18 protein-coding genes and 3 pseudogenes are annotated in these 21777 nt (G+C 42.8%); 9 read left to right on the top strand and 12 right to left on the bottom strand.

What is annotated here, in order from left to right:
• Positions 1-92: 92 nt before the first annotated feature.
• From H6G48_RS27205 to speA, 3 genes are all read right to left on the bottom strand, one after another.
• Entirely contained in the window at positions 93-278 is a 186-nt protein-coding gene (locus H6G48_RS27205) for a hypothetical protein (RefSeq protein ID WP_341275502.1), read from the bottom strand.
• A 156-nt stretch (positions 279-434) separates the two neighbouring features.
• A complete protein-coding gene (locus tag H6G48_RS14150) occupies positions 435-2450 on the bottom strand; it encodes a ribonuclease catalytic domain-containing protein (RefSeq protein ID WP_190722248.1) in 2016 nt (671 codons plus the stop codon).
• Positions 2451-2527: 77 nt separating this feature from the next.
• Positions 2528-4567, bottom strand: coding sequence for a biosynthetic arginine decarboxylase (gene speA / locus H6G48_RS14145; RefSeq protein WP_190722247.1), 2040 nt, complete (start codon positions 4565-4567; stop codon positions 2528-2530).
• A 278-nt stretch (positions 4568-4845) separates the two neighbouring features.
• On the opposite strand from speA, the gene H6G48_RS14140 reads away from it, so the two are divergent.
• Together H6G48_RS14140 and recR are read left to right on the top strand one after the other, a co-directional pair.
• Positions 4846-5379 carry a DUF4330 domain-containing protein gene (locus H6G48_RS14140; RefSeq protein WP_190722246.1) on the top strand — a complete coding sequence of 178 codons (534 nt, stop codon included), beginning with the start codon at positions 4846-4848 and terminating at the stop codon, positions 5377-5379.
• 120 nt (positions 5380-5499) lie between these two features.
• Positions 5500-6090: a recombination mediator RecR gene (recR, locus tag H6G48_RS14135; protein ID WP_043999193.1), complete on the top strand. Its 591-nt coding sequence runs from the start codon at positions 5500-5502 to the stop codon at positions 6088-6090.
• A 377-nt stretch (positions 6091-6467) separates the two neighbouring features.
• On the opposite strand, the gene ctpB is transcribed toward recR, so the two are convergent.
• The 3 genes from ctpB to H6G48_RS14120 all read right to left on the bottom strand — a co-directional run bounded on the left by ctpB (position 6468) and on the right by H6G48_RS14120 (position 9211).
• Positions 6468-7793, bottom strand: a complete 1326-nt coding sequence (gene ctpB, locus H6G48_RS14130; RefSeq protein ID WP_288139177.1) for a carboxyl-terminal processing protease CtpB — start codon at positions 7791-7793, stop codon at positions 6468-6470.
• A 142-nt stretch (positions 7794-7935) separates the two neighbouring features.
• Positions 7936-8355 carry an NUDIX hydrolase gene (locus H6G48_RS14125; protein ID WP_190722244.1) on the bottom strand — a complete coding sequence of 140 codons (420 nt, stop codon included), beginning with the start codon at positions 8353-8355 and terminating at the stop codon, positions 7936-7938.
• A gap of 157 nt (positions 8356-8512) precedes the next feature.
• Positions 8513-9211 carry a single stranded DNA-binding domain-containing protein gene (locus H6G48_RS14120; RefSeq protein WP_190722243.1) on the bottom strand — a complete coding sequence of 233 codons (699 nt, stop codon included), beginning with the start codon at positions 9209-9211 and terminating at the stop codon, positions 8513-8515.
• An 89-nt stretch (positions 9212-9300) separates the two neighbouring features.
• Between H6G48_RS14120 and folD the strand changes: the two genes are divergently transcribed.
• Positions 9301-10158 (top strand): bifunctional methylenetetrahydrofolate dehydrogenase/methenyltetrahydrofolate cyclohydrolase FolD, encoded by an 858-nt coding sequence (gene folD, locus H6G48_RS14115; RefSeq protein WP_149986838.1) that lies wholly within the window; start codon positions 9301-9303, stop codon positions 10156-10158.
• A gap of 138 nt (positions 10159-10296) precedes the next feature.
• Here the strand turns inward: folD and H6G48_RS14110 are convergent, their stop codons facing one another.
• Both H6G48_RS14110 and H6G48_RS14105 read right to left on the bottom strand, forming a co-directional pair.
• On the bottom strand, positions 10297-10866 hold the full coding sequence (locus tag H6G48_RS14110) for a Uma2 family endonuclease (protein ID WP_190722242.1): 570 nt from the start codon (positions 10864-10866) through the stop codon (positions 10297-10299).
• A 5-nt stretch (positions 10867-10871) separates the two neighbouring features.
• Positions 10872-11435, bottom strand: a complete 564-nt coding sequence (locus tag H6G48_RS14105; protein WP_190722241.1) for a Uma2 family endonuclease — start codon at positions 11433-11435, stop codon at positions 10872-10874.
• 230 nt (positions 11436-11665) lie between these two features.
• On the opposite strand from H6G48_RS14105, the gene H6G48_RS14100 reads away from it, so the two are divergent.
• The 4 genes from H6G48_RS14100 to H6G48_RS14085 all read left to right on the top strand — a co-directional run bounded on the left by H6G48_RS14100 (position 11666) and on the right by H6G48_RS14085 (position 15777).
• The gene (locus tag H6G48_RS14100) at positions 11666-12313 is read left to right on the top strand and encodes a hypothetical protein (protein WP_002760602.1); all 648 of its coding nucleotides are present in this window, start codon (positions 11666-11668) and stop codon (positions 12311-12313) included.
• Between the two features lie 71 nt (positions 12314-12384).
• The gene (locus H6G48_RS14095) at positions 12385-12636 is read left to right on the top strand and encodes a BolA family protein (RefSeq protein ID WP_002737239.1); all 252 of its coding nucleotides are present in this window, start codon (positions 12385-12387) and stop codon (positions 12634-12636) included.
• A 97-nt stretch (positions 12637-12733) separates the two neighbouring features.
• Positions 12734-14029, top strand: a complete 1296-nt coding sequence (locus H6G48_RS14090) for a P-loop NTPase fold protein (protein ID WP_190722240.1) — start codon at positions 12734-12736, stop codon at positions 14027-14029.
• Between the two features lie 161 nt (positions 14030-14190).
• Positions 14191-15777, top strand: coding sequence for a tetratricopeptide repeat protein (locus tag H6G48_RS14085; RefSeq protein WP_190722239.1), 1587 nt, complete (start codon positions 14191-14193; stop codon positions 15775-15777).
• Positions 15778-15893: 116 nt separating this feature from the next.
• Here the strand turns inward: H6G48_RS14085 and H6G48_RS14080 are convergent.
• The 4 genes and pseudogenes from H6G48_RS14080 to rpmF all read right to left on the bottom strand — a co-directional run.
• Positions 15894-16172: pseudogene (locus H6G48_RS14080) on the bottom strand (molybdopterin-dependent oxidoreductase); the annotation flags it as partial.
• Between the two features lie 37 nt (positions 16173-16209).
• Positions 16210-17397, bottom strand: a complete 1188-nt coding sequence (locus H6G48_RS14075) for an RNA-guided endonuclease InsQ/TnpB family protein (RefSeq protein WP_190722238.1) — start codon at positions 17395-17397, stop codon at positions 16210-16212.
• Positions 17398-17481: 84 nt separating this feature from the next.
• Positions 17482-17814: pseudogene (locus H6G48_RS14070) on the bottom strand (molybdopterin-dependent oxidoreductase); the annotation flags it as partial.
• A gap of 88 nt (positions 17815-17902) precedes the next feature.
• The gene (gene rpmF / locus H6G48_RS14065) at positions 17903-18085 is read right to left on the bottom strand and encodes a 50S ribosomal protein L32 (protein WP_002742494.1); all 183 of its coding nucleotides are present in this window, start codon (positions 18083-18085) and stop codon (positions 17903-17905) included.
• A gap of 189 nt (positions 18086-18274) precedes the next feature.
• On the opposite strand from rpmF, the pseudogene acsF reads away from it, so the two are divergent.
• A pseudogene (gene acsF / locus H6G48_RS14060) lies at positions 18275-19332 on the top strand (magnesium-protoporphyrin IX monomethyl ester (oxidative) cyclase).
• A gap of 273 nt (positions 19333-19605) precedes the next feature.
• Entirely contained in the window at positions 19606-21570 is a 1965-nt protein-coding gene (locus H6G48_RS14055) for a M48 family metalloprotease (RefSeq protein WP_190722237.1), read from the top strand.
• Positions 21571-21777 lie beyond the last annotated feature (207 nt).

Here is a 21777-nt window from a genome sequence, read left to right as displayed (position 1 = left end):
TTGACAAAAATCGCTAAATGCCTTTCTATATAGGGGTTCCATCCCTTATAACCCCCGTCCATTGCATAACACAAACCGAAGAACCCATTTTTCTAGAGTAAAAACAGACGGTTCTTCGTTACTTGGTATAGTTCGATAGGGTGGCATAAATCGACTAAATTCTTATCTGGCAAGAGATTTAATTGATTAGTTCGCTCTAGATCAAAAATAATTGACAAAAATCGCCAAATGCCTTTCTCTATAAGAGTTTCATCCCTTATAACCTCCGTCCATTGCATAACACAAACCGAAGAACCCTATTTAGGGTTTGCGGCAAAAAGCTTTTCGGTGGTGGCAGGGTGTGGGGTAGTGGAGCATTTGGCTGAAATTTCCCTAAACCCCGTAAATCCCTATCACCCTATCTCCCGACTCCTGAATACTGACTCCCCGAGAGATTAACTTGCTTGGGAGGAGACAAAACCCGATAACTCGCGAAAACGGATCTCATCGCGGTGGGGATCAGAGCGACTAACTTGTACTTGAAAGCGATCGCCTAAAGATACCGAGCGCTCAAAACGATGGGGTAATTCTAACCCCAATTCCTCCAATAAAATCAAGCCTAAATTTTCCTCTTCCCGCAGCCAGCGTAAAACCAAAGCTTGCCAGACTTGATCTCCCTGTCGTCGCAAAAATTCCAAACTCCAATAACGATTAGTTTGTCGTTCCACCGAGGTGGCTTCTTGAGCCGAACTAGCGACACTATAGAGAATTTCCTGCATTCTATCCCGGGTAAAAGGCAGTTGATCGCCCCGGAGATGGGCTTTTAGTTGAAAATGGGTCAAAAGGTCAGTATAACGGCGAATTGGCGAAGTTACTTGGGAATAGGTATTCAATCCCAGACTAGCATGACGGTTAGGAATCGTCGTCATCTCACTGCGCGGCATACAGCGACGCAAGGCACAGGAACGCACCGGGCCCGCAGGTAGTAAAATTAACTCCTCATCGGGGGGTAATTCTGGTTGTGGTTGTCCGCGGAAAGGCACGGGGATCTCGTGTTCCTGACAGTAGCGACCGGCGATTTCTCCAGCTAAAATCATCATTTCCGCCACTAATTGCCGAGATGGGGAAACTTCCTGCAATTCTACGATAATTTCGTCGTTATCCTTCACCTTAATGGATGATTCTGGCATTTGGATGTTAATCGATCCCTGAGATTTGCGCCATGCGTGGCGTTGTTTTGCCCAACGGTTGAGAATCCTTACTTCCGGTTCATGCTGCAGATCCAGATGTAACATTTCGTCCACATCTTCGTAGGTGAGGCGATAGGTAGGTTTAATTGTACTAGGATGAATCCGATAATCGGCGATCGCCCCCGTTTCATCGAGGATTACCCCAAAACTCAATGCGGGACAAAGTTTACCCTGTACCAAACTCATTGGACCGGCGGCCAATTCTAGGGGAAACATGGGAACCATTCCCGTGGGAAGATAAAGACTGGTACTGCGACGACGTGCTTCTAGGTCTAATTCATCATCGGGAAGCACTAAACGGCTAGGATCAGCAATATGGATCCAGAGACGATGACCACCATCCGCGAGCATTTCCACCGATAATCCGTCATCGATTTCCTCGGTACTTTCATCGTCGATGGTATAAATTTTTTGGTGGGTTAAATCGAGACGATTGTTGACATCCGCATCCGCAGGGGGATTGAGTAAATTAAGACGCGCCACATCAAGTACCTTTTTCGAGAATTGAACGGGGTAGGAACTGCGTCGCAGGAAAAGGTTTTCGTGACTACTCCACCATTTCAAATCGACTAACAATTCAAAAGCAGCCTCGGGGGTTTGGGAACGGCCCAGCAGCGAGAGTATGTCCATGGCTGCTGGATATTTTTGTTCGGGTTGGAGGATAAATTTTTCTAGAGATTCCAGACGAATTCGATCGCTTTCTGACCATTCTACCGTTTCACCGGCCAAGGCCTGTTGGAGACGTTGGAGAAATTGGCCTTTTTCCCGTTGACGCTGTTGTTCCACCTCTAGCTGGTGTTTGATTTCCTCTACCTGATTTTCCGATCGGGCTTCGTAACCATCCCCTTTATTTTTAAAATAAACTTTATCATCACTCAAGAGACAATGGGCCGCATAGCAAAACTGGGGACTGCGATCGGAAAAGAGAATCTCGGCCATGGTTTCGGGAGTGACTAACTGATTTTCCCCGGCTAATAATTCCCAGGCCACTTCTAAACCACTAGCATCTAGATAGGGTTGGACTTCCCGCAGAAAATTGCCAATCTCTTTATAGTTGGACGGACCTGCTTTGATAATGTAATCGAAGCGTTGGGGACGCAGTTTATGCGGGTTCCCCCCTTGATCGATGACGATCCAATCTTTTTTACCTTCTGGGCGATCGATCACCCCTAAGCGCCTTTCTCCTTGGACTCGAAATTCTACCAGCGTTCCCTTTTCCACTGCTTCCCCTTACTGCCTATCTATTTTGTCTATTTTCTATCATCCTCGATCGATTACTCGATCGGCAAGAGCAATCGTCAATCCCCACCCACTAGATAGGTATAACGTCGCAAACTGCGTTCATAATCCTGTAGTAGTAATTGGGATTCTTCCACAGTCATGCGATTTTCCTGCAAAGCTTGTTCACAACGAAGACGAATTTTTTCTAACAGGTCTTCTGCGGAATACTGCACATAACCTAATACTTCCGTGATCGTATCTCCTTTGACTAGATACTCGATATCGTACCCCTTGGGACTCATCTGAATATGTACCACGTTAGTATCGCCAAAAAGATTATGTAAATTGCCCATAATCTCTTGATAAGCACCCACCAGAAACATTCCTAGATAATAAGGTTCTGGAGAATGTTTACCGTTTTTGTACTCCAACGGATGCAATTCTAAAACTGATTTTACGTCCCCGCGCAAATCGATAAACTGGGCAATTTTTCCGTCACTATCACAGGTTAAATCGGCGAGAATACCTCTTTGGGTAGGTTCTCGATCGAGACGATGGATCGGCATAATTGGAAATAGTTGATCGATCGCCCAACTATCGGGAACTGACTGAAAAACCGAGAGATTGGCATAATAAATTGAGGCCATAATTTGCTCTAAGTCTTCCAAGTCATCGGGAACATAATCCTGTTGTCGGGCCACTTGCAGAATTTTGTGACAACAAGCCCAGTACAATTGTTCGGCTCTAGCTCGTTCCTTGAGACTGAGATAACCGAAATTAAACAGACTAATCGCCTCCTCTTTGAACTGTCCCGCATCGTGATAAGCTTCCTGATAATTGCGCTCATCGATACCCGTGTAGGTTTCCCAGAGATTACGGAGGATGAGGTGTTCTTTCCCATTGCAGGGATCGGGAGGGTTTTGGGGAACCTCACTACTTCCCAAGATATCAAAGACTAACACCGATTGATGAGAAGCGATCGCCCGGCCACTTTCACTGATGAGAATTGGGGGTGAAATCTGGGCATCTTCACAAGCTTCCTTGACCTCAGCCACGATATCATTGGCATAATTCTGCATATTGTAGTTTTTTGAGGCGTAGAAGTTAGTTTTTGAGCCATCGTAATCGACCCCTAAACCACCCCCCACATCGAGATAGGTCATATTTGCCCCTAATTTCGCTAATTCCACATAAATCTGACTAGCTTCGCGAATGGCATCTTTAATGACGCTAATAGCGGAGATTTGCGACCCGATATGATAGTGCAGCAGTTGCAGACAATCTAACATCCCCGCTTGTTCTAATTCCGTCACCACCGTTAAGATTTCCGGGACGGTTAAACCGAATTTTGCCCGGTCTCCCGTGGAACATCCCCAACGGCCCACCCCTTTTGTCCCCAGTTTCGCACGCACTCCCAAATGAGGGGCAATTCCTAACTGACGACTGACGCGCAGGGTTAAATATAATTCTTCCAATTGTTCGATGACAATCAAAGGCCGATGACCGAGACGAGTGGTCAACAGGGCTGTTTCCAGGTATTCTTTGTCCTTATAGCCGTTACAAATTAGCAATGGTTGTGTTTTGTCATTTTTGCCGTTTAAGGCAGGTTCTAGGGTAGCTAAAGCAATCATTAGCTCAGGTTTTGAACCAGCCTCAAGCCCAAATTGATAGGGTTTACCAAAACGCACTAAAGACTCGACGATGTGACGGTGTTGATTGCACTTGATCGGATAGACACCGCGATAGACATTGGCATAATTATAACGGGCGATCGCTCGGTTAAAACAGGCATTCAGGCGCTCGATCCGGTCTTCCAAAATATCACTAAACCGAATTAACAAGGGTAAACCGATATTACGCCGCTTAATCGCCGAAACTAACTCGTATAAGTCCAAAGAACCGCCCCTTTCTCCCTGGGGCGAAACGGTAATATTTCCTGCGGCATTGATCGAGAAATAGGGTTCTCCCCAGCCTTGGATGCGATAGAGATTTTCGCTATCTTCGATCGACCAATGTTTAACGGGGGCAACTTTTTCGAGGTTGTTACCGTCAGAAGGGGTCAGATCCACTGGAGATAATTGCTTTTCTTGTTTCTTAAGTTGAGTTTTACCCGCCATTGTCTATCGATCGCTCCGTGTGAGACTCCGATCTTCTATCTTAAGTCAGACTTCCTGTCCGCGACCAAGATTCCGATCGTGATAGAATCTATTAGCCCTCAGGAGGCAGGATTCAGGAGACAGGATTCAGGAGACAGGATTCAGGAGATTATTTGTATTTTCTCCCCATCCCCCATCACCCTAGGGTTGATTCATAGTAGGGTTGATTCATGAATCAACCCTACCCATCACCCCGTTCCCCTGTTCCCTTCTCCCCAAAATTTTATAGTGAACCGCTTATGAAATTATTAGACTCAAAAGGACGTTTATTCGGTAAATTTAGCTTGCTTGATATTGGAGCGGCCTTAGTAATTTTATTGACAATTATCGGGATTTTTGTTGTCCCGGGGACGAGTGGTAAAAGTACGATCGCTCAAGTTACCAAAGAACCCCTAGAAGTGGATGTTATTGTCCGGGGTTTAAGTGTTCTTAATCCCAATGCTTTGATTAATCAATTCAATACCGAGAAGAAAACTAATATTGTTATTCGTAATCAACCGGCCGGTCAAGTGGATATAAAAAATGTTAAAGCTTTATCGAGAAATGTCTTAGTTCCGCAGCCCGATGGTAGCGTGAAAGTCCTACCGGATCCCCGCACGGAAAACTATTCTCAAGATATGATTATGACTCTCAGTGGTCAAGCGGAAGTTACAGATACTGGTGCGGTTGTTGGCGGTCAAAAGGTGAAAATTGGCACTTTAATCGAGTTGGAAGGAGATAATTATAATTTCAACACCAGTGTTATCGATGTCCGTTTACCAAAAAGGTCTTAGTTAGTAAACAGTGAGCAGTAAACAGTGAAAAGACAGCAGGAAACTTCCATGTAACACTGCTCACTTGAAAACTCAAATCTGATAACTGATAACTGATAACTGATAAGAGGATTAACTGCTATTTATACACCGCCTTTAGCTCGTTTGATCGAGCAGTTACAAAAATTACCCGGGGTGGGACCCAAAAGCGCTCAACGTCTGGCCCTCTATATTCTCAAACGACCGGAACAAGATGCGATCGAATTGGCCCAGGCGATCGTAGCAGCGAAAAAACAAGTAGGATTATGTCAGGTTTGTTTCCATCTTTCGGCCGAACCGATCTGCGAAATTTGCCGCAATCCTAACCGAGAAACGGGGACTATCTGTGTGGTAGCTGACTCCAGAGATGTGATTGCTTTGGAGAAAACAAGGGAATATTCGGGTAAATATCACGTTTTAGGGGGTGTTATCTCACCTATGGATGGGATTGGACCGGATCAATTAAATATACAGTCTTTAGTCACCAGAGTCAGCCAGAAAAAAATTCAGGAAGTTATCTTAGCTATCAGTCCCAGTGTCGAAGGGGAAACCACGACTTTGTATATCGGGGGTTTACTGAAACCCTTCACTAAAGTTACCCGTATCGCTTTCGGGTTGCCCATGGGTGGTGATCTAGAATACGCTGATGAAGTAACCCTAGCGAGAGCTTTAGAAGGTCGTCGGGAATTGTAAAATCTCGCCAAGGTTGGGATTAAGTAGGGTTTGCTGAATAAATGTGAAATGTAGGCAAGGTAAGGGTTTTGTGGCTTTTCTCGTGAAACAGGTGCAAGATTTTGAAAGAATCGTGCTTCAACACCTTGCGTCTTCATCGGCCCGTGTCCTGTAGGGGCGAAGCATTCGGGCAATAACCTATCGGTGAAACGTAGATTTTCTATCCGAATGCTTCGCCCGTACTTTTTGCCGCCAACCCTAAGTAGGGAGGCACAATTATTTGTAGGATGGGTTAGCGGTAGCGTAACATGAGCGGGCGTTGGGTTTCATGCTTCAACCCAACCTACGTTCATCTTATATTTAATTCCACCTACCTACTTAGACATTATTGAGGACAATTATTCGGCTCGACTACTCAAAGGGTTATTGAGATTGCTAGTGCCAGGACGTTTAACACTATGGGATTGTAGCAGCGAGATCGCCTGTTGGTACTGGGGATCATCCTTAGTTCCCACCAAAGAAGGATCATCACGGAAGCGCAGCTGTTGTTCCTGGGTTAACTCGATCTGCACATCGGGTTTAATGCCTTTTTTGTAGATATTTTCGCCGTTGGGGGGATAATAACGGGCAATTGTCACCGCTAAACCGGAACCATCGGAGAGGGTGTGTACCGATTGGACGGTACTCTTGCCATAGGTCGATGTACCGACTAAAGTCGCCCGGCCATTTTCTTTCAGCGCCCCGGCGAGGATTTCGCTGGCGCTGGCGGAACCTTTATTGACCAAGACCACGAGGGGTAAATCGGTAATAGCGGTGTTATTGGCGATAAATTGACGATCTCCGCCCCGTCGATCAATGGTGCTAACGATTTTGCCCTGTTTCATCCACATGCGAGCGATATCGACACTAGCAAATAGTAAACCCCCGGGGTTGCCCCGCAGATCGAGAACATAGCCGGATACCTGTTGTTGACTTAATTCCTCGATCGCCTCTTTCATTTGTTCGGCCGCGTGGGAACTAAATTCATCCAGTTTGATATAACCAACTTTCACCCCACCTTCCTGTTTAAGGGTATAGCTAACCGAGGGGATTTCGATATCTACCCGGGTCAAAGTCACTTCAAATACCCCTTGATCGGGACGGGCAAGCTGTAAACTAACGCTAGTACCCACTGCTCCCTGTAGTGCTTCCATTGCTTGTTCTAGGGTCATTAAAGCGGTGGGTTTGCCATTAATTCTGATCAGGCGATCGCCGCTTTTCACTCCCGCTTCCTTGGCGGGGGATTTTTTCACCGTATCGACAACGACCAGATCGCTAGTGCGTTTATCAAGGGCTAAACGTACCCCAATTCCCGATAATTCTCCGGAAGTTTGACTGGTGAGGACAGCAAATTCCCTAGGAGTTAAAAAACGGGTATAAGTATCACCCAATTCCTTTAAAGCTTCCCGGATTGCCGTGTAAGCTTGTTGGGGATTAGTATAATTTCTGCTTAACAATTCTTGACGTTTTTTTTGCCAATCAATTTGATGAAAACCACGATCTACAAATTCATTATTAACAATTTGCCAAACCTGGTCGATGACTGCTTTCGGGTTATCTTCTAAGGGTTTTTCCCCTTTGGCTGCGGGGGTGAGAACCATCAGGGAACTAACTGCTAGGGTAGCGATCGCACCTCCAGATAGGAGTTTCTGCACGGAAACGAACGAGGGACGCGACTGGTTCATAAAGACAAAGCCAAAATAAGATTGACGTTTAGATAAAGCCATTCAAAAAGCGGGAGCATTTTGCCTTCGAGGGAGGTGAGGAGCAGTGTTAACTACGACTTCCGTATAGATAAGGGAGTTCCTTGTCTGGCTCTAATATCCACTATAATTCTACTTCTAGAAAATCGAGTAATATCTGGCGATGAATTTTTCCTAAAGGACGAGTCTGATTAATCTTCTGGGAATAGTATTCCCCTTGACGGATGGCAGCCGGAGGTAATAAAGCTAAATCTTGCCCTTCCGTTTGTACTAATTTTTCTAATTCCAGGGTCAGGGGTACATGATAAAGATAACGCGAGAGATTATCATCGTTATAAGAGCGAAAATAGCGTAAACTAGGGGCTTCGTAGTTAATTTCTTCTTTTAACTCTCGTTTTAACCCTATTTCTGGATTTTCACCCGCTTCTAAGTGACCACCAAATAAACCCCACACCCCCGGATAGAGAATCGTCGGGATGTCGTCGCGCAACTGCATTAAAAATCGACCGTCCTGTTCTAAAATCGCCAAAGCAACAAATATCATCAGTTAAGTGGTTGGACAAAAGTAAAGTTAACTGTGGGGTAAGGAGTCAGGAGACAGGAGACAGGAGACAGGAGACAGGAGATTATTTGTATTTTCTCCCCACTTCCCACTTCATAATTCATAATTCATAATTCATAATTCCCACACCTAACCCTGGCTATTTCTCGCTTTGTTTATGGGGTAAAAAGAAGGCATCGAGGGGGTCTGGGACGGGTTTAACCACTGCGGGGGGTTTGGGGGGAATCGCTTCCGCGACGGGTTGCACGGGGGGATTGGGTTTAACGGGGGTAAGGACGGGAGTTTCTGGGGGTTTCGTTGCGGTTGCGCTGGGAATTGTCACCTGTCGGGGATTTTCCAGGGGTTTAGTGGAGACCGGGGGAGAATTATTTTCTGGGGGTTTAACTTCTGAGGTGGGGGAGGGTTTAATTTCTGGGGACGGGGAAGGAGTGGGAACCGAATTAACCGCTACTGCATCCATCTGTTCTAATTCCACCACATACACTTCGTTGACGGTTTGGGAACCTTGGGGAATAGCCTCAAAGTCAATTTTGCCCTTAATGACGATTTCTTCGCCTTGACGGGGTAATTTATTGCTATTGGTGCGAATCCAAATCTTCCCGGACTTATCCTGCAAAAGATAGGCCCCTCCCGCTAAAAAAGGGGCATAATTGCTCACGGTTCCCCTAAGATAAACTAAAGCACCTTTTGGTTTTTCCTGTAATTGCTCGATCGCTGTTAGGGGAGGATCACCGATGTAGGGAACGGCAATACCGAGGTCAGCAAGGGTACTACAACCGAATAACCCTAGCAATAATAATAGACTGCCGATGCGCGCTACACGAGTCTGGATAGACATTCTTGCTTTAACCTTAACGAGTGCTATTAGCCAATCTTTTTGACCATAGAATGGATCCGAAAGATTTTTGTTCTCGGTATTATCATAGAATGTCCGTAACTACTTGCCAAATTCTCGACGGGAAAGCCTTAGCTCAAAAAATCCAGCTTGGTCTAGGAGAGCGCATCCAGACGCTAAAATCTCCAATGGGAAGACCTCCGGGGTTAGCGGTGTTGATGGTGGGGGATAATCCTGCTAGTGCCGTTTATGTACGCAATAAGGAGAAAGCTTGTACTAAAATCGGCATGGCCTCTTTTGGTCGTCATTTTCCCACCGATACAAGTGAACTAGAAATTTTAGCGGAAATTGTCCGTCTCAATCAAGATGAGCGGGTGGACGGGATTTTAATTCAATTACCCTTACCCAAGCATTTAGATGCGGTTTCCCTTCTCTACCAAATTGACCCGAAAAAAGATGCTGATGGCTTACATCCTCTCAATTTAGGCGGTTTAGTGCGGGGTGAGGACTGTATCCGCAGTTGTACTCCTGCGGGGGTCATGGCACTCCTGAAAGAATATAATATTCCCATAGCCGGTAAGCACGCGGTGGTGGTGGGTCGCAGTATTCTAGTGGGGAAACCTTTAGCTTTAATGTTATTGGAGGAAAACGCTACGGTAACTATTGCTCACTCGCGCACGGAAAATCTGGCAGAAATAACCAGAAGTGCCGATATTTTAGTACCTGCTGTCGGTAAAGCCAATTTAATCACTAAAGATATGGTAAAACCGGGTGCGGTAGTGGTGGATGTGGGTATTAATCGCGTCGCTGACCGTTTGGTGGGCGATGTGGACTATGCTGGGGTTTTAGAAGTAGCTAGTTATCTTACTCCTGTCCCCGGGGGTGTCGGTCCGATGACGGTGGCAATGTTATTACAAAATACATTGTTAAGTTACGAACGCAAGTTATAAATCCTCAGCTACCAGCTATCAGCTATTCAGTAATTCTATGGTGAGGTACGAATTTTTCGTTTTGGGGAGTCGGTCGTCGGTCGTCGATACCAAATTAGGTTATACTTTCTCTTTATGAGAGACGCTGTAGAATTTAATTTAATAAATATTACCGAGTATTTCAATTAAAGTTAACTCTATTTCTGGAAAGGATTCAATAAAAATACTTTCACCTCGATAATATTTCTGAATAGCTTGATAACTACCATGCAGCGGATGGCGATAAACTTCTAAACCTTCCTCCTTGAGATTGATAATCCAAACCTCTTTAATATTTGCTTCTGCATAAAGAGGGATTTTAGTATAGCGATCATAATCGAGGGTAGAATCAGAAACTTCAATAATTAAATAAATATCTTGAGGACAAGGATAGGCAGCAACATAAAAATCCGCTCGAGGTATTAGTAAACTTAAATCTGGTTCTGGTTGAGAATTATTATTTAATCTAATCGGGTTTTGCACTCCTAAGAGAATAAGATCGCCAAATTTTCGATAAAATAACTGTGTTAATCTAGCTATACAGGCAGCATGACGGGTTCCCATCGGTGACATTTTGATAATTTCTCCTCGAATTAATTCCACTTTTTCATCGGGTTTGATTATTCCCTCGGTTGTCATTTTTTCGTATTCTTCCACCGTAAACTTACGGGTAATCAGTGATAAAGACATTTTAACTACACTCCTAATATTTCTGCAATAGTGAATTCTATATCGGGAAAAGATGTCACAAAAACCCTCTTATTTATAGAGTATTTCTGAATATTTTGATAACTACCCTGCAGCGGATGGCGATAAACTTCTAAACATTCTTCCTTGAGATTGATAATCCAAACCTCTTTAATATTTGCTTCCGCATAAAGAGGAATTTTAGTATAGCGATCATAATCGAGGGTAGAATCAGAAACTTCAATAATTAAATAGATATCTTGGGGACAAGGATAGGCAGCAACATAAAAATCCGATCGAGGTATTAGTAAACTTAAATCTGGTTCTGGTTGAGAGTTATTATTTAATCTAATCGGATTTTGCACTCTGAGAATAATTTTATGTCCTAACTTTTGATAGAACAATTGTATTAATCTATCTACACTAGCAGCCTGACGGGTTCCCATCGGTGACATTTTGATAATTTCTCCTCGAATTAATTCCACTTTTTCATCGGGTTTGATTATTCCCTGGGTTGTCATTTTTTCGTATTCTTCCACCGTAAACTTACGAGTAATCAGCGATAAAGACATTTTAACTAAACTCCTACTTTCTCTTTATTCTATCTGGACAGCCTTGCAAGGGCGGAATTATCGGTATTTAAACCATTAATCGGGGGGATAAACTAACTTTTTGGGGACTTGTACTGATTCTTCAGGAAAAATCAGCGCTTGCCATGGCGACAAAACCGCTAGAGCTAACGTCTAGAAAGCTGGGGTCGGATCGAAACTGCCCCAAAAAAGCTACTATAGGTCAGTTGTCGATGTTAGAAAAAATAGCCGTTCCCATCAGGAACATTAAGTCGAGAAATTTTATGGTTAAGCGAAAACAGCCTTATAGTTTAATTTATCTGCTCACTCTGGTGATCGGTTTAGTGATTGCGATCGCACCTGACGGACAAGCACAAACCCCCGACTCTAACAATCCCACCAGCGATCCTAACGAATTAAAACCCTTAAATCAAGCCGATAGTGTCCTGAGTCTTCAGGGGGGACAACGTTTAGTGGAAGAAGCGAACGCCGCTATTAATGCCGCTAAATACGATGTCGCGGTGGACAAACTCAATCAAGCGCGTCGGATTTTTAACCAACTATCTAACTATCATCTGCAATTAGCTAATAGTTTCTCAGGAATTGACCCGAAAGTATTCGATTCTCAGCGTCAAAGTGCTTTAAACACCGGACAACTGCGGGATGAAGCCACCTATCAGCTTGCTTTGGTCCATAGGGCGCAAAATCAGCCAGAATTGGCGGTTCCTTTGTTAATTCAGGTGATTCAATCCCAAAACCCCACCAGTGAATTAGGACAAAAAAGCTATCAACAACTCTACGAGATGGGATTTGTCAGCACACCCATCTCCGCACCGACTCCCACCTCGGCAACTCCTAACAACTCCCCCCCACAGCAGTAAATTTTGTCCCCATTGACGAGCTTTCGGTAACAATGGGATCAGAGTATCTTTAATTCTTTTGAGGAGTTACGATGGTTGACTTTCGCCAAGTAGAAGCGATGATTCAAGAACAAATCCCCGATGCACAAGTGATGATTCGGGATTTGACGGGAGGTGGTGATCATTTGGAAGCGGTGGTTATTTCTGGCGAATTTGCCGGCAAAACCCGCGTTAAACAGCATCAAATGGTTTATGGCGCTTTACAATCGGCACTGGCTACCGAAGCCATCCATGCTTTGGCATTAAAAACCTACACTCCCGACAGTTGGGCAGCAGAAAAATAACAGTTATCAGTTATCAGTTATCAGTTATCAGTTAATTTTTTTCTGGTTTTCTTTGTGGCTAATTATCTTCACAACACACAGTCTAATTTAATTACTTATGGTTAGTCCTTTACTGGAACCCTTTCGAGAAGCCTATCGCAATTTGGAACTTTTACCCCTGCGATCGGATAAAGAATTACAGCGTTTTGCTGTCAAATACGGCACAGAAATTATCGAAGAATTAGAACAATTGGTCGAAGATAGTCCTTCGGAAGACGGAAAAATTATTCTAGCAGGACATCGGGGTTGTGGTAAGTCAACCCTACTCTACGAATTTAAAAGAAAGTTAGATGATCGCTATTTTGTTGTTTTCTTCTCGATCTCAGACACGATCGAAATGTCAGACGTAAATCATGTTACTATTTTATTCTCGATCGCAGTTCAGATGATGTCAGAAGCGGAAGCCCAAAATTTAACTATTAAAGATTCTATTAAAAAAAGCTTTTATCAATGGTTTGCTGAACAAATCCGCACCGAAACCAATCAAGCAGATGCCACTGTCGAAACAGGTTTTAACTTTTCTTCTTTACTAGCTCACATTAAAGGCATTCTCAAGATTAATTCGACTATTCGCGAGGAAATCAAACAAAAATATGAGCGGAGAATTACCGATCTAGTTGCCCAAATTAACATTATAGCTAGTGTGATCGAGTCCCAAAGTCAGAAAAAAATCTTAGTAATTGTTGATGACATTGATAAAATTGACTTAGCACAGGTAAGGGATATTTTTCAATCCCATATTAAAGCGATTATGTTGCCGAATTTTCGGATTATTATGACTATTCCGATCGCCGCTTTAAGAGAAGTAGCTTTAAAGGCAACTCTCCAAACAGAAACCAACGATCAGATCGTACAAATGCCTGTATATAAACTCTTTAAACAGGGAGAAATTAATGCACCTAATGCTATACCCGATCCGCAAATTATTGCTACTTTAACCGAGATTATCACTAAGCGCATCGATTCCGCTTTAATCGATCCTGACACCCTCGAAAAAATTTGTCTTTATAGTGGGGGAGTGTTACGAGAATTAATTCGCATTACTAATGATTGCTGTCGGGTTTGTTTGCGATCGGTTCGTCGTTATCCTGATGATAATACCCTAAAAATTGATCAAGCTGTTCTAGAACAATCAATCACAGAACTTAGTCTCGATTTTGCTGAAAGTATCGGTACAGCAGATGAGGAAATTATTAAAACTGTTTATGAAAAGTCAAAACCGAAGGATCTCAAGGATCAAAATTTTCTAGATCTGCTGCATGGTTTATATATTTTGGAATACCGCAATGGCGATTTGTGGTATAACGTGCATCCGATTGTGGTTGAGTTAATGAAAAAAAGAGGAACAATTTGAATGGGATAAGTAAGTAGTTATAATTAAATTGAAGATGGATCCCCCCTTGATCCCCCCTTGATAAGGGGGGTGCGGATCACTCCTTGATCCGTAGGGTTGATTCATGAATCAACCCTACCTAATGGGGGTATCTGACAGTTTTTAACAGCTATCCACTTATTATGAATAATGAAACATCTTCAATTATCGACCAAAATGAAAGAGAATACGAGGGTTTAATCGTCTCTCTAGAGGCAAATCAAGAGAGATTAAATATATTGATTTGTGTGTGTAATCAGGAAAAATTGCGAGAAGAAATCATCGATCGCTATAGCAAAGAATTAGAACCAGTAATCCCTTGTTATCGGATTGATTTAGATCAAAAAGAACCGAGTTTAAGAGCAGCAATTGCTAGTTTAGTCTCCAAAAAACCAGAGTTATTACAAAGCAAAAACGCCGTGATCACAACCACAGGAGTGGAAAAATTACACTCGATCTCGCGTAGCGAGCGCGTTGCGACCGAATGGCAACGGGAAAAATCGGAACTAGATAAATTTTTTGGTTATCTGCAATGGACAAGGGAAGGATTGCGAGAATTTCCCTATTCCATTGTTCTTTGGGTAACAAGCACAGTGGAGGTAAATTTACGCAAAAAGTCCCCCGATTTTTGGAGTTGGAGAAAAGGAGTTTTTCGCTTTATTTCTCCTCCAAGTAACTTTTTACCTTGTCAGGAATTTTTACCAATTTTACAATCTTTTGACGAAATTACTATAGATAAAGATATTCCTTCAATCTCTAAGGAAGACTTGTTAGAACTAATCGAGCAAATCGAGGTAAATAAAGGCAAAAAAGAGCCAAGACTAGCGAGTTTATATGCCAGTTTAGCTAAGATTTATAACCTTCGTTTATTATATCGATCGCCATTGGTAGATTATCGTCAGGAACAACAGCTTGCGATCGAGTATTATCAAAAAGCGATCGATTTACAAAAAGAGTTAAATCTAGAACTTGATTTAGTTGCGAGTCTCGACTCATTAGCAGGTATTTACTATTCCCTAGGAGAAGACCAAAAAGCGATCGAGTTTTATCAACAGTCCTTAGCAATCTTTCAGGAAATTGATGATATAAGGGGAGTAGCGTATTGTTACAATAATTTAGGCAATGCTTACCGTTTCCGAGGAGAATACCAAAAAGCGATCGAGTTTTACCAACAGTCCTTAGCAATCTTTCAGGAAATTGATGATATAAGGGGAGTAGCGTATTGTTACAATAATTTGGGCAATATTTACAATTACCTAGGAGAATACCAAAAAGCGATCGAGTTTCATCAACAATCCTTAGCAATCAAACGGGAAATCTCTGATATAACAGGAGAAGCTTATTCCTATCTAGGTTTGGGGAATGTTTACGATTCCCTAGGAGAATACCAAAAAGCGATCAAGTTTCATCAACAGTCCTTAGCAATCACACGGGAAATCGATGATCGGGGGGGTGAAGCGAAATCCTACGGTAATTTAGGCAATGTTTACTATTCCCTAGGAGAATACCAAAAAGCGCTCGAGTTTTATCAACAGTCCTTAGCAATCAAACGGGAAATCGGTGATCGGAGGGGTGAAGCGAATGCTTGGTTTAATCTGGGACTTACCTACTATAAACTCGATCGTATATCGGAAGCGAAAGAAGCATTTCTTCAGTCGCGGGAATTATTTCAAGCATTGGGGTTAGCAGGATATGTTCAAAAGTGCGATCAGGCAATTCGGCAATTATAATTAACCAGTTGCGATCGTGTAAAAATTTGTTGCTTCCCCCTTGACTTTTGCTTGTTTTAATGCTAGGAATTACCAGACTTGATTGCTTATCTCACCCGATTTTAAGCCAAAACTGGTTAAAAACCGCCATAACGTTCCTCTAACCAGGGATCACCTCGTCGATGGTAGCCATTACGTTCCCAGAAACCCGATTGCTCTCGATCGAGAAATTCTAAGCCATTAATCCATTTAGAACTTTTCCAAGCGTAGAGATGGGGGACAACTAAGCGCAGCGGACCACCGTGGTCGGGGGGTAAAGGTTGACCAAACAGTTGAAAAGCGAAAAAATTATCCTCGTGCAGGAATTCCTCTAGGGTGAGGTTGGTGGTATAATCCCCGTAACAGTGTTGCTTGACATCCTCACCGCCGTAAACGGACGGTGATTCCCAAACCTCACGATTTGGGTTTCTGCTTCTTTCCCGAAGGATTTTTCGCACCTGCCTTAACAGATTTACTCTGTTCTGGTCTTATGGTCGCTCTACAGACTGACACCGCAAGCCCTGCGGCCAAAATATTTTTACTTGCGTTAATATCTCGGTCATGGTGTGTCCCACAGTCTGGACAATCCCATTCTCGAACATTTAACGGCATTTTCTCAGCAATATGCCCGCAATTACTACACCTTTTAGAGCTAGGAAACCATCTATCTATTTCGATGTAATTTCTCCCATACCAACGGCATTTATAGGCTAATTGTCGGGTTATTTCTCCCCAGCTTACATCAGATATTGCCTGAGATAATTTCGGGTTTTTGACCATATTCTTGATGGCTAAATTCTCAACCACAATCGTTTGATTTTCACGAACTAATTGAGTGGTTAGCTTATGTAAATGGTCTTTTCTGTTATCAGTAATTTGGGCGTGAATCCTTGCTACTTTGATTTTTGCCTTTTCTCGATTCTTTGAGCCTTTCTGTTTTCTAGACAGATTTTTTTGCGCTTTTCGCAGTCTCCGATAATGTTTCTTAAAATGCTTGGGATTAGACACTTTATCGCCATCGCTGGTAATCACGAGGCTACTAATTCCTAAGTCAATTCCAATGGCTTTATCTGTTACTGGTAAAGGCTTAATCGTTGGGTCATCAAATCTTATTGAGATATGCCAACGTCCAGAAGGATGTAATCTGACTGTTACTGTACTTGGTTCACATCCGTCTGGTATTTGTCTTGACCACCGAATAGGTAAAGGTTCTGTGCATTTAGCTAAATAGATTTGTTTGTCTTTAAATTTAAAAGCAGATTTGGTAAATTCGGCACTTCCTCCCTGATGTTTTTTCTTAAAGTTAGGATACTTAGTACGACCAGCAAAGAAATTAGTAAAAGCTGTTTGTAAATGTCTTAACCCTTGTTGTAAGGGTACACAGCTTACCTCATTGAGAAAGTCTAATTCTTCTTGCTTTTTCCAATCGGTCAACATTGAAGAAGTTTGAGCGTAGCCTACTCTTTCTTGCTTTTCGTACCAAGCTTGTGTTCGTTCGTGGAGAGCTTTGTTGTAAACTAATCTTACACAGCCCAAAGTGCGCCGCAATAGCGACTCTTGTTTTGGTGTGGGGTAAAATCGGTAAGAATAGGCTTTTTCCATACCTCACATTCTAACACATATTTTGTAAATGCGCTAAGATTTAACAGCAAAGCCAACCTAAAACGGCGGGGTTTCAGACCCAAAATTTTCGATGACGTGGGTAGCTTCTGGCAGCAGGTCAATTAAGGTCATCAAATCCGATACCTTAATTCCCGTCCAAGTCACATCTAATTTTGACCAACGGGTGACACAGTGAAAATCCTTGGTAAATTCCCACTGCGGTAGGGCCATAAAATCCGACCAGTTAAAAGTTTTAGTCGTGGCCACCTTTCCCCAAACCTTGAATAACCATTCCTCGGTCTTGATTTGGGGAGTATCCCCGTAGGTAAGCACAGGAAAACCACTAGCGAGATATTGGACCGGGGGAACTCGGTCTTGATCGGGAGATTCTGGTTTTTTAAAGAATTTGCCTAACATTAGTTGAGACTCACAACGAAAACCCTAAACAAATCTTAAAATATTAGGGAGCGAAAAGGTTTTCTCTACCTCACTCCCCACTATCAAGTTATTCCTCGTCTTCCCCTTCTTCTTCCTCTTTAGTGGGATAGACAAAGCTGTTAGAACGACCAGAAAGGACAGATTTACCCAAAGATAAGGCTTTTTGCGCTTCCCGAGCCGCTTGCTTTCTCCAGTGCGCTCTCCGTTGGTCGCGCTTGGCATTTGAGGTTTTCTTCTTGGGACAAGCCATAGTATTTTAACGATAGTTATAGACTCACAACCTTTCTATTCTACTCCCTATTTCCCTAATCGGCTCGCTCCCTTGTCCGATTCCCTCCCTCACTACTGCCCAAAATATTGATAAAACTTAATAATTATCATTGGCTTACCTATTTATGTTTAAAATCCTATATAGCTATGTAGTCAAGTAATTTCCATCATGGTAACTACCGTCGAACCCCCCTCCCAGAAAAAAGCTGTTCTGCGCGAAACTATCCTCACTCCTCGTTTCTATACCACCGATTTTGAGGCTGCCGCTAATTTTGACCTTTCTGAGCAAGAAACCGAAATCAAAGCGATGTTAGAGGAGATGCGTACCGATTATAACCGGCATCACTTTGAACGTCAGCAAGGATTTGAGAACTATCAAGACAATCTCGATGAAAAAACCAGAAATGCTTTTATAGATTACCTGGAACGCTCCTGTATCTCCGAATTTTCCGGCTTTTTGTTATTTAAGGAACTGTCACGACAACTAAAAAGCCGTAATCCCTTGTTAGGGGAGATATTTCATCTTATGGCTAGAGATGAGGCGCGCCATGCAGGATTTCTCAATAAAGCCATGGCTGACTTTAATATTTCCCTCGATCTAGCCAAAATTACCAAAACCCGTACCTACACTTTTTCCCCCTTGAATGGGTATTATATACGGTCTATCTCTCCGAAAAAATCGGTTATTGGCGGTATATCCTCATTTATCGTCATTTAGAAGAACATCCCCAGTATAAATTTAATCCTCTTTTTAATTACTTCGAGAGTTGGTGTCAGGATGAAAATCGCCACGGAGATATCTTTAAAACCTTACTGCGCTCTCAACCGGAATTGTGGAATAATTGGCGATCGAGATTATGGAGTCGTTTTTTCCTGCTTTCCGTCTTTGCTACCCATAGTTTAACTGTACGGGAACGCTCAGACTTTTATGATGCTTTAGGAATGGATGCGATCGCTTTTGATCAAGAGGTAATTCGTCAGACTAATAATACCTCCGCTCGCGCTTTTCCAACTATTTTAAATGTGGACCATCCCCAATTTTTCCCCCGTTTAAACCGTTGTGCCGAACGTAATTTACAATTAAAAGCGATCGATGAAAGTAGCGCTCCCCAATGGCTAAAAACATTGCGTAAGTTACCCTTACAGCTAGGTATCGTCGGGAATCTATTGCGATTGTATCTGATTAAACCCATAGATGCAGAAGCCACCAGAGAAATGGTACTTTAATCAGTTATCAGTGGGTAAGTTATCAGTTATCAGTTAAGTAGTCATGCAAAATAAATTTCCTAGTGAAGATAGGCAAGAGGCAAGAGGCAAAAGCTTGATCGAAATGTATAATTAATTTTGCTTAGGTCCTGATCAGAGTTTTAAGTTCACTGATTACTGTTTACTGCTCACTGAAAAATCCCCCACACCCCACACCCCCACTTCCCCAACTCCTTTAATCTTTGCTACGATTCTGGGTATCTCTAAAGATAGATAAACAGCTAAGGGATATCTATGTCACTGGAAGAAGGATTAAAATGTCTGCAGCTAAAGGATTACGCAAGGGCTGTAGAATTACTGGAAGAATATTGCCAACAGTCAGCTAATTTTCATTCTCCCTTATATATTCAAGCTAAAATGGCTCTTGTTCGGGCCTATCGCAGCAATAATCAACGGCAACAAGCGATCGCCTTAGCTCTGGAATTAGAAAATCATCTTGATCAGGAAGTTAGTCAGTGGGCCAAACGATTACTGACAATCTTTAGTGCTGAACAAAAAACCATCGGTATTGCCACTAATGGGGTCAAATTTCGATCGCTGCCCAAGGCAGCACGAGCAGCACGGGTAAGTGTCCGGTTATCCCGGACTATCCCCGAAAATAGACTTATTTTTGCTAGAATATTGACAATTACGGCTTTTTATGCTATATTATTTGGTCTTTTTTTGGTAATTACCCGTTTGCTGCTCATCCCTGCGGGGACGGGTGTAATTATTGCCTTGCTCTTGACCGGTTTCTTAGGCGGACTCATCCTTTTTATCGCCCCGAATCTAATTGATTGGACACAAAAACGTCTTTATCGAGTGCGTTGGGTGTCCTTAGCGGAAATTAAACGGTATAGCCCGGAATCGGCGGCGGTAATTGGGCGTGTATGCCGAGAAAAAGGGTTAAAACCGCCAAAACTAGGCATTATCGAAGACGGACAGCCCCTCGCTTTTACCTATGGCTCTCGACGGGGTAATGCTCGCTTAGTAGTTAGCAGAGGTTTATTTACCTATCTCGACGATGAGGAAGTAGCGACGGTATATGCTCATGAATTAGGGCATATTTGGCAGGGAGACTTTGCCCTGATGACTATCTGTGCTAGTTTCGACCATTTAAGCTGTTATCTCGATTCTTTTGCTCAAAATCAAGGTAATAATTTTCAAGACACAGTTTTTCTAGGCCTTCTCTCATCAATTATCACTATTTTTAGGCCAATTATTGTTTTTTGCTGTCTTTATCTGTCTCGTACTAGAGAATACTTCGCCGATCATTTTGCTGCCCAAGTTACTGGTAATCCCAATGCTTTGGCCCGCGCTTTAGTAAAAATTGCCTTTGGTTTAGTCCAAGAAACTGCCCAGTTTAGTCCCCTGTCATTCAGTACAAATGTATTAAATATTGCCCTGGAGCAGGATGCGATCATTGCCGGTAACGTTTATGGTATCGCATTGGAGTCTCGCCGGATCGGACAGAGTTTTCTCTGGGATATATATAACCCTTGGGCCAAATGGTTAGAGTTGCAATCTAATCATCCCCTGACTGGTGAAAGGATTCGCGCTTTAACTAACTATGCCCGACAGATGGATCTAGATATAGAATTTAGTCTGGGGAAATTATTACGCCAAGAAATGGAATTAGATTCCAAGAAACTCTATCAAAACTTTTTTCTACGACTGTGTTTATATTATGCTTCGGGACTAGGCTTTATTATTGGGGTTGTCATAGCTGGTTTTCTTTGGCTGAAATTTAGCTCTTGGGGTGCATTGGCCCTAATTTTAGTCGGTGGGGGTTTGGGTATAATTATCAATCGATTAGCCAGTTATCCTCGTCTCAACAATGCTAGTTTCAGCGATATTTTTTCTTTAACTGATAATCCTTACAGTCATCCCCTCCCAGCTATCCCCGTCCGACTCCGCGGTGAGTTAATTGCTCAAGGAAAGAATTTCTTTCTTAAAGATAGCACCGGCATAATTCCCCTCGCTCCTAACTATCGTTTTGGTTTTTGGCATAAAATCAGGACTACTAACTCCCCCATGGCAACAACAAATAATACATATGTACAAGTTCTCGGTTGGTTTCGTCGCGATTTATCTCCTCGTCTGGAATGGAGTCAAATAACTCACTCTGGCGGAAATATTCGGTTTTATCCCCGTTTTTGGCCTTTGGTTAGCGGTTTTGGCTTATTAGTCTCCGGTTTAATTATCGCAGTCACATTTTAAGCATCGCAAAAAACTGCCACTTCATCCCTTTTCTAGTTTTAGGTACTTGCTTGGATAGTACCCAATCTTTGAGCGGCAATCCCTAAAATCCTCAAGTCTCAGACCATGAAAACTATTGATAACTATTGATAAAACTTAATAATTATCATTGGCTTACCTATTTATGTTTAAAATCCTATATAGCTATGTAGTCAAGTAATTTCCATC

Origin of the sequence: Microcystis flos-aquae FACHB-1344 (genome assembly GCF_014698375.1) — a bacterium.
Taxonomy (GTDB): Bacteria; Cyanobacteriota; Cyanobacteriia; order Cyanobacteriales; family Microcystaceae; genus Microcystis; species Microcystis aeruginosa.
This window is presented reverse-complemented; position numbering and strand designations above follow the sequence as displayed.